This is a genomic window from Bacillus infantis (genome assembly GCF_050107595.1).
Taxonomy (GTDB): domain Bacteria; phylum Bacillota; class Bacilli; order Bacillales; family Cytobacillaceae; genus Bacillus_AB; species Bacillus_AB infantis_C.
This window is the reverse complement of record NZ_JBNILH010000016.1, coordinates 20,710-32,913: the sequence shown is the minus strand read 5'-3', so window position 1 is coordinate 32,913 and position 12,204 is coordinate 20,710. Positions and strand designations below refer to the sequence as shown.

The following is a 12,204-nucleotide window of genomic DNA, read 5'->3' as shown; positions in this document are numbered from 1 at the left end:
AAGAGATGAAAGCTGAGCCGCTGAATTTTTCCTTGAAGGTCTTCTGCTGCTTCTTTCCGCATATATTATACGGACAAGCGATTGGAGAGGAGAATGAAGGGTGGCATATCAGGGGTCGAAAGGCTGGTATATTCAAAAGCTTAAGGAAATGGGGATCAATAAGCATCCGATAGACCGCAAAAAAATAGAATTATACAAAACCTATATTGTCAGAAAACTATATATCGATGAATTAAAGAAAAATCCGGGAAAATAAGCAAAGGGGGAGGCTGCACAAAAAAGCAGTCTCTTTTGTTATGACAAATGCTGCAGCGGGGCCTTTCCGGAAGCTGATCCTGCTCCGCAGGCCAATAGCAGCGGCACGCCTGCGCTTTTCTTAAAGGCATGTTGGAAAGCGGCAAAGCATATGATGAGAGAAAGGGGGCGGGGAATAGTGAGAACTCTTATTGCGAACAAGCTGACCACGATTTGGAAGGAAGTCGGGGAAAGCTGCCTTGACTCTCCGGGTAAACCCGGAAGCAAGGGGAACACAGCCCGGCAGCAGATTTATCTGCTCCAGCACTTTCCTGTCCACCTCCATGAATATTATTTAATGGCTAGTCTGATTATCAAGTCCAATTGGCTGGCACCTCCTTGGAAACTGTTCTCTTTTAAATGCGGCAGTGCAATCGACTATGATGCCTTTTATGCTGCAGCATGCGAGCAGGATATCAATGTCTTCACATACACTGGCATCGACGAAGAGATCTGGGGCGGCCAGAGTGACGTCCCGCCCAATAAACTTAAAATGATTTGGTCTCCTCCATCAGGCCTGAGGGGAGGGGAATTGGATGAAATCTGCTTAATGATGTTCCCTAAATCATTAAAAAGCTTTACAAGCAGGGATTTTGAAGCAATAAGCCAGCAGCTGCAAAGGGCTGATATGAAAAGGAAGAGACTCTGTATGGCTTTCTCAGCATCCGACCCTGAAGGTCCGGAATATGAGCTGAACCGGTTTCACTCACTCCTTGAACAGGCTGCAAGGTGGCAGAAGTACAGAATCTGCCAAGAGGAGACTGTGCATATTCAAATTGAAACAGCCTTCGAATATGCCGATGGCCGTTTTGAATATCCCCCAAAAATACTGGCGAAGATGCGGGAAAAAAGGGTACCTCCCTCAATATGGCCTGTGGAGAGGCTTGAACATGCGTATTTGAAGGCGGTTTTTCTGGAAGCAAGGTAATTTTTTATACAAGGAAAAAGCCAGTCCGGAATGACTGGCTTTGTTAATTTCTTTTATTCTTATGCCTCCATCAGCTGGGACACATCCTGTACCGGCTGGACTCCGCTCCGCATTACGTGAAGCGTATATAAGTCCTTTGGAATTTCATACAGATTGTAGATGATTTCCTGCTTGTTCAGCTGTTCAAAAATATGCTTCCTTGTTTCATTGGCCTGAACAATATATGGAAGCTTCTCTGCAGCTTTTTGAGATCGGATATTGACATTTCTGATTCTCATAAAGATCGTTTCGATCCCCGCTTCATAAAAAAGCTCATCAAAGAAAGCATCCTTGGCTGTCTTATTATAGCCTTTCCCATGATAGGGCTTGCCGAGCCAGGTGCCGAGGAACCCGGCCTGATCCTGGATGTCGAACAGATTGATGGTGCCGATCGGAGCACCCCATTCATCGAGGATGGTGCGGGAAATAAGCTCACCGCGTTCCTCTGCTTCAATCGTCTGCTTGGTCATAAATAAAAATTCATCATAGGAATAGGCTTTTTGGCGCACAAAAGGGAAGACTTCCGGGTGCGTCATTAATTCGTACAAAGCATGGCAATCCTGAAGATCGCGTTTCTTGAGCATGTATGTTCCCTCCAGCCCGAGGTAGTCCTGCTCCATGCCAAATAGAGCCCTGGTCCCACCCTCGAAATTTTTTGTAATGTTGCTAAAAAATTTCGGGGTGGGAATCGAACCCACTAGAACCATCCTTGAATTGGATGGTGGCGCACCATTTGCCTTCCCTATATCTATTGCATTCCATTATGTGTTTAATCAAAGGCAGAAATTCATCAGAATCATTGCCACTTAAGGTATCATACTAAAAAAAAATAAAAAAAGAAATAGGTAAATTGTTAATATTTCTTGAAAAATTTACAGCAAAATTCAGCAGCGGATTTTGACAAAATTCATCATTCAGAATAGACGAATTCTCCGTCAATCATTGTCCAGGACGGCTTGGACAGAAAATGGAAGGGATGAAGGCTCCAAAGGCCCAGATCTGCATCCTTGCCCGGCTCAATTGAGCCGAGCCTGTCTTCAACCCTCAAGTTCCTGGCCGGAATCAGCGTGATTCCCTCAAGTGCTTTCTGTTCAGAAAGGCCTTCCCTCATGGCAATGGCAGCACATACATTCAAATACTGAATCGGTGTATAAGGATGGTCAGTCGTGATCGATACTTCAATTCCGGATCTCGTCAGCTCGCTGTATGTCCTCCATGTTTTATTTTTCAATTCTACCTTCGATCTTCTTGTCAATGTCGGGCCGACGGACACTTTTAAATTCCTTCCCGACAGCTCGTCGGCAACCAGGTGGCCTTCAGTGCAATGCTCAATCCTCAGATCAAGATTGAATTCATCTGCCAATCTTACCGCAGAAATGATATCATCAGCCCTGTGTGCGTGGATCCTGACAGGGATGGAACGTTCAAGGGCGAGGAGAAGGGGGGCGGTACGGAGATCTTCCGGTGATGCCGAACTTTTGGCTGCATAAAAAGCCTCCCTGAGCATCCCCATGATGCCCATCCTGGTAATCGACTCTTTATTGCCGTGGCTGTGAATCCGCTTTGGGTTTTCCCCGAATGCGATTTTGAGGCCAGCCGTTTTCTGGACCATCATCTTTTCAATATTTTTGCCGGCGGTTTTAATGACAGAAGTGGTTCCGCCGATGACATTGGCGCTGCCGGGCATAATATGGACTGCAGTAATCCCATGCCGAACAGCATCCGAAAAAGCAGGGTCGAGCGGGTAAACTCCGTCCATGGCCCTGATATGAGGACTGAGGGGTTCTATAGTTTCATTGGCATCATTCCCAGCCCACCCGGTTCCTTCATCATAAAGCCCCATATGAGTATGCACATCGATAAAGCCTGGAAGCAGATGCCTGCCGTTGCAGTCAATGATCCTGGCAGTGGAATCCCCCTTGATTGAAGGGCTGGCCCTCTCTATCTTTCCGTCTGAAACAAGGACGTCACCCCTGAAGGGTGCTGAAATAATCGGATAGACAAGCGCATTTTTCAACAGCATCCTAGTCATGATTATGCCTCCTTCATTGGCATCAATCTTTTTTGCGTGCTTTTACAGCCATATAACCGGCAAGCAGAAGAGCAGCGGTGACGATGATCGGTGCCAAATATGGTTTGGCATAATCCTTTGCCTCATTCCAGTGAGAGCCAAGCTCCATTCCCAGCAGCAGAAAAAGCACAGTCCAGGGGATGATAGCTGCCACAGTGTACAGAAAAAAGGTTCTGAGAGGCATCTTTGCTATTCCTGCCGGTATGGAAATGGCATGCCTTACGACAGGTATGAACCTGGCAGTGAAGATGACGCCGGTGCCGTAGCGGTTAAACCAATTCTCGGCAGCATCCAGATGGCTGCCTTTTATCAGCAGATATTTCCCGTATCTCTCGAGGACCGGTCTGCCCCCAAAATAACCGAGCCAGTATAGAAAAAGCTGGGCAGCGGTGCCGCCTGCCACCCCGGCAAGCAAAGCTCCGGCAAAATGAATCTTACCGCTTGCAACCAGGTAACCTCCATAGCTCAGGACAATTTCACTGGGAATCACTTCTGCCATCAATCCAAGGGCTATGCCCAGATAGCCGAGGCTTGAAAGGAACTCAAATAACTGAATGACCATTTCCTTCACTGATACATGCCTCCCTTAAAAAATCCCTGTCATTTGAAGGGCGAGGACAGCAAAGCCCAAAACCCATACATAGACAGCAAAAATCTTAAGTGATTTTCTTTTCAGGAATGAAATCATCCAGACTACAGCGGCATAGCCGAACAGAGCTGATGAGAGTGTGGCGATCAGCAGGCTCCCTAAAGGGATGGCTTCGGTATGGCCGGCATACATTTCTCCTGCCTGCATCACAATCCCCCCTGCTATCGCAGGTATGGAGAGAAGAAAAGAAAAATAGGCAGCTGTTTCTCTATCCAGCTTCCTGATAAGGCCTGCGGCAATCGTTAATCCGGAGCGGGAGAGGGCAGGAAAGATGGCTGCTGCCTGGAATGTGCCGATGAAAATGGCATCCCCCATGCTGATATCGTCCATCTTTTTCCTGCCTTTTTTCATTCCATCGGCAGTCCAGAGGATAAAGCCAGTCAGCAAAAATTCCCACCCGATGGTAACGCCGGATTTTGACAATGAATCGAGAAGGTCCCCGAGAAGGAGACCTGCAATAACGGCAGGCACTGTCCCGGCAGCAAGGAGCATAGAAAGCCGGCCGAAAGGTTTTCTGACGATTTGGAGGAGCTCATCTTTGTAAACGACAAGGACTGCCAGCAGGGTGCCGACATGCAGCATAGTATCAAGGAACAGGCCCGCCTCATCAAGCCCGAACAGGTGCCTGCCGAGATATAAATGCCCGGTGCTCGAAATCGGTAGAAATTCAGTCAGGCCCTGGATCATCCCCAGAATAAGCGCTTCTATTTTAGAAAGCATCCTATCACCCTTTACATTCTTTTTTGAAGTATTGATGAAGGCTCTTATATATACATGTATTTGTGTGATGTATGCCCTCACTAATAAGTATTCAAGTTGTCCCAAACAAGAACAGGGAAAGGAAAAGAAGCGGTCAAAGAATATTATTAAGCGGAAGAATGAAACCTTTTTAGATGTGGGGCGTAGTAATAGTTATTAGAAATCATTTTTAATATTGGAGGAATTATTAGTGGAATACCAAAAAAACTCTAGCAGTGATGAAAGGCTGATGGCTTCGCTCATTTATATCTCCAGCCTGTTTACGACCTTCCTGGGGCCTCTCGTCATCTGGCTGTTAAAGAAAGATGATTCTGAGCTGGTGAACCATCATGGAAAAGAGTATTTTAATTTCCTTATCTCTTATGGGGTATATACGATCATTAGCACCGTACTCATGATCGTGCTTATTGGATTCATTACGATTTGGATTGTCGGAGCCCTGGCCTTTGTATTTACCATTGTAGCCGCTGTAAAAGCTTATGAAGGCAATGAATACAGAATACCGCTGGTTTTCCGTCTGATAAAATAAGACAGCAAAGCTGCTGATTCCTTTCAAGGGGGTCAGCAGCTTTTTTTATGCGGCCATCAGGCGGAGCCTGTGACAGATGCGGATTTTTTTTGTTAGAATATATCCATTATCAAGTAATAATAGGCATTAAGAGAGAGGAGTCTTTACATGCTCAATGAAACCGGCCTGGTGCTCGAAGGCGGCGGGATGAGGGGCGTCTATACGGCAGGCGTGCTGGAATACTTTATGGAGCAGGATCTGTATTTTCCCTACATAATAGGAGTTTCAGCAGGAGCCTGCAATGCTGCTTCGTATATTTCCGGCCAGAAGGGACGGAATAAAACTGTTAATGTGGATCTTGTCAGTGATCCCCGCTATATATCATGGCGCAATTATTTCAGGAACCGGCAATTCTTTGGAATGGATTTCATTTTTGATGAGGTCCCTAACAAGCTTGTCCCCTATGATTATGACAAGTTCCATGACAGCCAGTCTGAGTTTGTCATAGGCACGACCGACTGCCATACAGGAGAACCAGTGTATTTCAACAGGGCAGGCTATGGGCAGGATGTTCTGCAGGTCCTTAAAGCCTCAAGTTCCCTGCCGTTCATCGCGCCTGAGATAGAGTACAATAGCAGGAAGCTGCTGGATGGGGGAATCAGTGACCCGATTCCGCTGAAAAAAGCCCAGCAGGACGGCTTCCGGAAAAATATTGTCATTCTTACAAGAAATAAAGGCTATCAGAAAAAGCCTTCAAAATTCCATTTCCTTGTAAGAAGAAAATATCCAAGTTATACGGGCCTTCAAAAGGCCATGGAAAACCGCTACCGGCTGTACAACCAGACACTGGGCTATCTGGCAGAAGAAGAACAGAACGGCACGACTCTTGTCATCCAGCCATCAGAGCCGCTCGAAGTGGGAAGGATGGAAAGGAATCCAGCCAAGCTTGAACATCTGTACAATCAGGGCTACAGGGATGCCAAGAGGCAATTTGGGCGGATTCAGTCTTTTATTGGGTGACATTATTTGGTGACAGGCACCTGTACCAGTTGTAGACCAGTTTATAGCAGATCCCTGCCCGCTTTGGGCAGGGGTTTTTGTCTTGTGAGGGTAAGCGTCCTGCAGCATTGGAACCGGAGAAGCCAAATATATTATTAAACTATCTTTCTTTAAAATAAAGGTTCAGGGTGTTTCGCTGGAAGCGTTATTAATGACTATCCGCAAAATAATGGTTCCAGAGCTCATTGCTGGGACTAATATAAAAGATATTCGGCAAGATAGTGGTTCCAGAGAGGTTTGCTGTGACCACTATAATTGATATTCGGCAAGATAGCGGTTCCAGAGCGGATTGCTGTGACCACTATAATTGATATTCGGAAAGATAGTGGTTCCAGAGAGGTTTGCTGGGACCACTATAATTGATAATCGGCAAGATAGTGGTTCCAGAGCGGATTGCTGTGACCACTATAATTGATATTCGGCAAGATAGTGGTTCCAGAGCGGATTGCTGTGACCACTATAATTGATATTCGGAAAGATAGTGGTTCCAGAGCGGATTGCTGTGACCACTATAATTGATATTCGGCAAAATAGCGGTTCCAGAGCGGATTGCTGTGACCACTATAATTGATATTTGGCAAGATAGTGGTTCCAGAGAGGATTGCTGTGACCACTATAATTGATATTCGGCAAGATAGTGGTTCCAGAGAGGTTTGCTGTGACCACTATAATTGATATTCGGCAAAATAGCGGTTCCAGAAAGATTTGCATGAACTACTATTTTTATTGTTTCTCAAAATAGTGGTCCTAGTGCGTATCCCTGGCTTGCAGACCCCACAGACCCTTATATCCCCACCCATTCCCTAGCATGATTTCCCGCCGCATTTAATAGAATTAAAGAGCAGCATAAATTTAAAGCAGAACCGCAAACAAATTCTTCACGGGAGACTTGCTGATGAATATTCAAAAGCATTACAGCCGATTAGCAGATATATCTCTTAATAGCAGCCTGGCAGCGCTTGTGCCTCTGATTTTTATCCTTCCGGCTTGCCTGGCTATGCTGCCGGGCAGGGAGCTGGTGTTGGCAGCTGTGCCTTTTCTTTTGTACAGCTTTGGGTGCTATCAGATGAGTGTGGTCCATCAATCAAGGTCAAAAGCGGTGGACAGGCCGGGCAGCTGCCAAACTCAGGGAAATCTATTGGGAGAAAATCACCTGCTGGTTTCCCATCTTCCTTCATCTTCTTTAGGAATGCTGTTATTCACACCTGACGGCCAGCTGGCGGGAGAGCTGAGAGATTCGGACGTAACCTTATTCAGGAAACTGTGCCCATCTTTTCTTACCAGGTCCTTTCAGCGGGAATACGGATTATATAATCGATCAGGCGTTCTGATGATCCTTTTTTTGTCCAGGAAAAACAAAGTGGATATTTTCAGGGCTGACCGCCGTTATGTCGGGACGATGCAATTCATTCATAAACCAGGAGGAACAGCTGTCATACAATTCAACCAGAAGACGCTTTCTGTCCGGAGGGAAAGATTTTTCCTGGATTGCAAGATTGAATGGGATGGCGGGAAAGAGTTAATGAGCTACCAAAAGGGCCTGATGCCTGTAAGCTGGGCTGAAACTTTTCAAAATCCCAATATGGAGGTTATAGCCTTTAACAGCAATGCTGGACCTAAGGAGAGGATTTTGGCATTGGCAGCAATCGCCAAGCTATTTAATGACGGAGGCTGATTGAAAGCAGCCAGGTTTGAGCTGCTTATATAAGGGAATCTATCACTAAGATCGTATACTGCTAAAGAGCGGAGGATAATGTGATGGATAACAGCTATGAAAATTGCATAAAGGCATGTCTTGATTGCCTGGAAGCCTGTGAGGTATCATTTGGGAAAACCCTGGAAGAAGCAGATGCCGGGAAGAAGTCTGACGCTATCAGGCTGTACAGAGAAAGTGCCGATATTTGTGCACTGACAATCAAGGCGCTTGAGTCAGGAAGCGATTTTATAAAAAAAATTACTCTGCTCTGTTCAAGGATAGTCGATCAATGTGCAGAAGAATGCAAGCAGTTTGAACAAGCTCATTGCATGAACTGTGCAGAAAAATGCTATATTTGTGCAGAAGAATGCAGAAAGCTGGCTGCTTGAGAGAACACTGAAATAGGCGAACACAAACCGGCCGACGTGCCGGTTTTTTTATTGCCGGCTGTTTACTTAGATCTCATAGCATATTAAAATGGTGTTCTAGCACGAATATTCAGCCTATGCAGCTAGGCCTGCTAAGGACATATAAAAATGCTAATAATAGCCCGAGGTGTGCAATGAAAAAGTTTCTTCTTGTTACAGGGATCATTTTGCTGGCTTTATTCGTTATTGATAAGACGGTCTTAAAGGATAAAGGGGTCGTAAACAAGGTGATGCCGGCTGAAAAATATGAAAGGCTGGAGAATCCGGAGGAAATAGCGGTGGGGATTGAACCGGGCAATAAAGCACCGGACTTCACTCTGACTGATATAGAGGGAAAAACAGTGAGCCTCAGTGATTATAAAGGCAAGAGGGTTTTTCTTAATTTTTGGGCAAGCTGGTGCCCGCCCTGCAAGGCCGAAATGCCTGATATGCAGAAGCTTTACGAAGAAAAAGCAATCGGGGATTTTGAAATATTGGCTGTCAACATGACGTTTATCGAAAAGAACAAAGGCGATGAAATGGACTTTGTAAAGGACAACGGCCTTACCTTTCCCATTCCGCTTGATGTAAAGGGGCAGGTCATGGGAGAGTATGAGATTATGGCTTATCCAACCAGCTTTTTTATAGATTCTGACGGAATTATCAGAAGCAGGGTTATGGGCGCCGTAGATAAGGATTTTATAGAAAAAGAAAGCAAAAGGCTTCCATGATGTTCATGGAAGCCTTTCTTCTGTATCTGTCGGCAAAATATCAGGTGCTGCTGCCTGCAGCCGCTCCTTGATCTTCCTTTTTCTGTAAAGCATCATGCCGGCTTCCCCGATATCCCCGACTGCTGAACGGTTGATGAATGCCCCGAAGACAAGCCCTGCAATCGGCACCATCTGAAAAAGCTTCTTCCAGCCAAACTGATCACGATAAGCAAAGACAACTTCACGCCATCCCTGGATCTCTGATGCGATTTCCCGCTGAACATCCTCTTCCGGCGAATCGATGTCGGACAGCTGCCTGAGAATCGCCTGCTTGCCAACGATGTCAGCAGATACAAATTGCAGCGCCTTGACGATGAACAGGCGCTCTTTCTTGCTTTTCGGATCATAGCCGTAGCAGATGGCAATATCCTGAAGGGTCTTCAGCTGCATCCCAAGAAGAACTGGAATATCAAGGCTTAAAGTAAACAATCCTCCAAACCCTGTCCCTGCCCCCTGAATGGCTGCAAGCTTCTTCCTGGAACCTGTCAGCTTCTCAGCTGCTCCGTCCATCTCCTTGATAGAAAGTACAGCAGTATCCTCAAGAGTATTTACATTCCGTCCCGGATAATAAGATATAATGGAATTAGAGGTGCTTAAATAGCTGCCGCCCGTCTGTATATAGCTGCCGAGCTCATCAAGCATAACACCCATCTTTTTCTGAATGATGGCTGGGGTCAGCTTGTCCAGTACTTTAAACGGAAGCCTGCCGATTTTTTCCCAAAACCATAGGCCGCTTTGATCTTCTTCCCATTCCTGGCATTTCTGCAGCTCAGACTGCAGCTGTTGTTTGGTCTCCTGCATTGTTATATTCCTTTCTGCTTATAATATGTATAATACGGTTGTATCTATCCAAAGGTTTCAGGTGCCAAAGCACTATTTTAAATGAAATTTGCGGCTCTTAAGCTCTCTGAATTGTCGAAAGAGATTATTCGTGATAAGATGCCTTTAATATTATATTAATAATATTCCTTCGGGGTCGGGTGAAAGTCCCAACCGGCGGTGATGAGGCATGCCTCTTAGTCCGTGACCCGCCTTCACGCTTAGTGAAGACGGTGGATTTGGTGAAATTCCAAAGCCGACAGTTATAGTCTGGATGGGAGAAGGAATGGATGTATGAACCGCGTTTTTAACATTGTGTTTCGAACGCTTATTTCGTTATGTCTAATTTGGCCCCGTACTGATTCTATACGGGGCCTGCTGTTTTTTCTGGAGAGAAAAAATTGAACGATAGGAAAAGAGGGTGTACATATGACAGATGAAGATTATATGGATCTGGCCCTGTCCCTGGCCAGGAAAACAATCGGGCAGACCAGTCCCAATCCATGTGTCGGCGCCGTTGTGGTAAAAGATGGTCAAATTGCAGGGATGGGGGCGCATTTAAAAGCTGGCACCCCGCATGCTGAAGTCCATGCCATCCGGATGGCGGACGCACTTGCCAGGGGAGCAGAGATTTACGTAACACTCGAACCTTGCAGCCACCATGGAAAGACTCCCCCCTGTGCAGACCTGATCATCGAGTCGGGGATCAAGAGGGTGGTCATTGCCTCAATAGATCCTAACCCGGTTGTCGCCGGCCGCGGGATCGCTAAGCTCCAAGCAGCAGGGATAGAAGTTGCTGTTGGGATCAGGCGGGAAGAAGCGGAGGAAATAAATAGCGCATTCTTTCATTTCATGAGGACCAGCAGACCATATGTAACGATAAAGGCCGCCGCATCATTCGACGGCAAAACAGCAGCGAAAACTGGTGACAGCCAATGGATTACCTCTCCAGAATCCAGGGAAGATGTTCACCGGCTAAGACATGAACATGACGCAATATTGACGGGCGTGAACACAGTCATCCATGACAACCCCCAGCTTACCGCCAGACTGCCCCGAGGCGGAAAAAACCCTATAAGAGTAATACTGGATTCCACATTAAGGATCCCTGATGATGCATCTATCCTGCATGATCAAAAAGCTCCGGTCATCATTTTTACCGGCAGCAGTTATGACAAAAGCAAGGCTGAGAAAATTAAAGCTCTGGGCACGGAGCTTGTACATCTTTCTGAGGAAGAGGTGTCAGCAGGCCAGGTGCTCGAAGAATTGGCAAAAAGGCAGGTTCTTTCCGTCTTTGTTGAAGGCGGTTCTGAAATCCATGCTTCTTTCATTAAGGGAGGGCTATTTCAGCAGATCATTCTCTATGCAGCCCCAAAAATCATAGGGGGAAGAAAAGCAGTCCCGTTTGTAGGGGGAGAAGGGATCTCTTCAATGGATCAAGCCGTTCCCTTGGCATTTAAATCAGCCGAACGCATCGGTCCGGACCTTAAAATTACTGCAGTGCCGCAGCCAGAGGAGGGCCAACATGTTCACAGGATTAATTGAGGAAGTCGGCAGGGTTGAACAGATTGTCCACCAGGGGAAAACTTTAAAGCTCAGCATATCGGCCGGCCTGATACTTGAAGATGTGGGAATAGGCGACAGCATTGCCGTAAATGGCGTTTGCCTGACAGTCACTGATTTTACCGCGAGAAAATTCAGCGCTGATGTTATGCCGGAAACATACCATTCTACCAGCCTTGCCGAACTGAAGCGCAATAGTCCCGTAAACCTTGAGAGAGCCATGAAAGCCGGCGGCCGCTTTGGGGGGCACCTTGTATCAGGGCATATAGATGCCAGAGGCAGCATTCTTAGAAAAAGGCATGAAGAAAATGCCATCTATTATGAAATTGAAGTGCCTGAGGAATGGTCCCATTTGGCAGTGGGGAAAGGTTCCATTGCTGTAGATGGTGTTTCGCTGACAATTTTTGAAGCGGGGGCTTCTTCCCTGACAGTCTCCCTTATTCCCCATACCGCTGGCCATACCATACTTGGAGGGAAGGAAGCAGGGGAAACTGTGAACCTTGAGTTTGATATGCTTGGAAAATATATTTACAGCTTTATGAATAAGGCTGCCTCCAAGCCGGAAAAGAAAACTGTCTCGGAGGCACTTCTCAGAGAAAACGGCTTTTTGTGACAGCGTAAGACTAAGCTTTAGCAATAAAA

14 protein-coding genes and 1 riboswitch are annotated in these 12,204 nt (G+C 46.3%); of the genes, 9 read left to right on the top strand and 5 right to left on the bottom strand.

The features are described 5' to 3' along the window. Nucleotides 1-100 precede the first annotated feature (100 nt). Entirely contained in the window at nt 101-256 is a 156-nt protein-coding gene (locus ACQCVH_RS23735; protein WP_426838078.1) for a YflJ family protein, read from the top strand. Nucleotides 257-433: 177 nt separating this feature from the next. Further along, nucleotides 434-1,222, top strand: coding sequence for a hypothetical protein (locus tag ACQCVH_RS23730; RefSeq protein ID WP_426838077.1), 789 nt, complete (start codon nt 434-436; stop codon nt 1,220-1,222). A gap of 59 nt (nt 1,223-1,281) precedes the next feature. On the opposite strand, the gene ACQCVH_RS23725 is transcribed toward ACQCVH_RS23730, so the two are convergent. The 4 genes from ACQCVH_RS23725 to ACQCVH_RS23710 all read right to left on the bottom strand — a co-directional run bounded on the left by ACQCVH_RS23725 (nt 1,282) and on the right by ACQCVH_RS23710 (nt 4,701). Further along, nucleotides 1,282-1,845 carry a GNAT family N-acetyltransferase gene (locus ACQCVH_RS23725; protein WP_426838076.1) on the bottom strand — a complete coding sequence of 188 codons (564 nt, stop codon included), beginning with the start codon at nt 1,843-1,845 and terminating at the stop codon, nt 1,282-1,284. A 326-nt stretch (nt 1,846-2,171) separates the two neighbouring features. Then, the gene (locus tag ACQCVH_RS23720) at nt 2,172-3,293 is read right to left on the bottom strand and encodes an amidohydrolase (protein ID WP_426838075.1); all 1,122 of its coding nucleotides are present in this window, start codon (nt 3,291-3,293) and stop codon (nt 2,172-2,174) included. 22 nt (nt 3,294-3,315) lie between these two features. Next, nucleotides 3,316-3,894 carry an undecaprenyl phosphate transporter UptA gene (uptA, locus tag ACQCVH_RS23715; RefSeq protein WP_426838135.1) on the bottom strand — a complete coding sequence of 193 codons (579 nt, stop codon included), beginning with the start codon at nt 3,892-3,894 and terminating at the stop codon, nt 3,316-3,318. Nucleotides 3,895-3,918: 24 nt separating this feature from the next. Continuing rightward, a complete protein-coding gene (locus tag ACQCVH_RS23710; protein ID WP_426838073.1) occupies nt 3,919-4,701 on the bottom strand; it encodes an undecaprenyl-diphosphate phosphatase in 783 nt (260 codons plus the stop codon). 268 nt (nt 4,702-4,969) lie between these two features. On the opposite strand from ACQCVH_RS23710, the gene ACQCVH_RS23705 reads away from it, so the two are divergent. The 5 genes from ACQCVH_RS23705 (at nt 4,970) to ACQCVH_RS23685 (ending at nt 9,141) form a co-directional block, all read left to right on the top strand. After that, nucleotides 4,970-5,269: a DUF4870 domain-containing protein gene (locus tag ACQCVH_RS23705; protein ID WP_426838133.1), complete on the top strand. Its 300-nt coding sequence runs from the start codon at nt 4,970-4,972 to the stop codon at nt 5,267-5,269. A 147-nt stretch (nt 5,270-5,416) separates the two neighbouring features. Then, nucleotides 5,417-6,268: a patatin-like phospholipase family protein gene (locus ACQCVH_RS23700; protein ID WP_426838071.1), complete on the top strand. Its 852-nt coding sequence runs from the start codon at nt 5,417-5,419 to the stop codon at nt 6,266-6,268. Between the two features lie 934 nt (nt 6,269-7,202). Beyond that, entirely contained in the window at nt 7,203-7,982 is a 780-nt protein-coding gene (locus ACQCVH_RS23695) for a hypothetical protein (RefSeq protein WP_426838070.1), read from the top strand. 83 nt (nt 7,983-8,065) lie between these two features. After that, nucleotides 8,066-8,392, top strand: coding sequence for a four-helix bundle copper-binding protein (locus tag ACQCVH_RS23690; protein ID WP_426838069.1), 327 nt, complete (start codon nt 8,066-8,068; stop codon nt 8,390-8,392). Between the two features lie 173 nt (nt 8,393-8,565). Continuing rightward, nucleotides 8,566-9,141: a TlpA disulfide reductase family protein gene (locus ACQCVH_RS23685; RefSeq protein ID WP_426838067.1), complete on the top strand. Its 576-nt coding sequence runs from the start codon at nt 8,566-8,568 to the stop codon at nt 9,139-9,141. A 3-nt stretch (nt 9,142-9,144) separates the two neighbouring features. Here ACQCVH_RS23685 and ACQCVH_RS23680 read toward each other — a convergent pair whose 3' ends face one another. Continuing rightward, nucleotides 9,145-9,981, bottom strand: a complete 837-nt coding sequence (locus tag ACQCVH_RS23680; RefSeq protein ID WP_426838066.1) for an EcsC family protein — start codon at nt 9,979-9,981, stop codon at nt 9,145-9,147. A gap of 161 nt (nt 9,982-10,142) precedes the next feature. Continuing rightward, nucleotides 10,143-10,289, top strand: a riboswitch (FMN riboswitch). A gap of 139 nt (nt 10,290-10,428) precedes the next feature. On the opposite strand from ACQCVH_RS23680, the gene ribD reads away from it, so the two are divergent. After that, nucleotides 10,429-11,544 carry a bifunctional diaminohydroxyphosphoribosylaminopyrimidine deaminase/5-amino-6-(5-phosphoribosylamino)uracil reductase RibD gene (ribD, locus tag ACQCVH_RS23675; protein WP_426838064.1) on the top strand — a complete coding sequence of 372 codons (1,116 nt, stop codon included), beginning with the start codon at nt 10,429-10,431 and terminating at the stop codon, nt 11,542-11,544. After that, nucleotides 11,525-12,175: a riboflavin synthase gene (gene ribE / locus ACQCVH_RS23670; protein ID WP_426838063.1), complete on the top strand. Its 651-nt coding sequence runs from the start codon at nt 11,525-11,527 to the stop codon at nt 12,173-12,175. Before ribD ends, ribE begins: the two co-directional genes overlap by 20 nt. Nucleotides 12,176-12,204: the final 29 nt, after the last annotated feature.

Bases quoted from the DNA above. Each gene is read 5' to 3' on its own strand.
- ACQCVH_RS23725 (WP_426838076.1), bottom strand. From the start codon at position 1,845: ATGCTCAAGAAACGCGATCTTCAGGATTGCCATGCTTTGTACGAATTA.
- ACQCVH_RS23720 (WP_426838075.1), bottom strand. From the start codon at position 3,293: ATGACTAGGATGCTGTTGAAAAATGCGCTTGTCTATCCGATTATTTCA.
- uptA (WP_426838135.1), bottom strand. From the start codon at position 3,894: ATGGTCATTCAGTTATTTGAGTTCCTTTCAAGCCTCGGCTATCTGGGC.
- ACQCVH_RS23710 (WP_426838073.1), bottom strand. From the start codon at position 4,701: ATGCTTTCTAAAATAGAAGCGCTTATTCTGGGGATGATCCAGGGCCTG.
- ACQCVH_RS23705 (WP_426838133.1), top strand. From the start codon at position 4,970: ATGGCTTCGCTCATTTATATCTCCAGCCTGTTTACGACCTTCCTGGGG.
- ACQCVH_RS23700 (WP_426838071.1), top strand. From the start codon at position 5,417: ATGCTCAATGAAACCGGCCTGGTGCTCGAAGGCGGCGGGATGAGGGGC.
- ACQCVH_RS23695 (WP_426838070.1), top strand. From the start codon at position 7,203: ATGAATATTCAAAAGCATTACAGCCGATTAGCAGATATATCTCTTAAT.
- ACQCVH_RS23690 (WP_426838069.1), top strand. From the start codon at position 8,066: ATGGATAACAGCTATGAAAATTGCATAAAGGCATGTCTTGATTGCCTG.
- ACQCVH_RS23685 (WP_426838067.1), top strand. From the start codon at position 8,566: ATGAAAAAGTTTCTTCTTGTTACAGGGATCATTTTGCTGGCTTTATTC.
- ACQCVH_RS23680 (WP_426838066.1), bottom strand. From the start codon at position 9,981: ATGCAGGAGACCAAACAACAGCTGCAGTCTGAGCTGCAGAAATGCCAG.
- ribD (WP_426838064.1), top strand. From the start codon at position 10,429: ATGACAGATGAAGATTATATGGATCTGGCCCTGTCCCTGGCCAGGAAA.
- ribE (WP_426838063.1), top strand. From the start codon at position 11,525: ATGTTCACAGGATTAATTGAGGAAGTCGGCAGGGTTGAACAGATTGTC.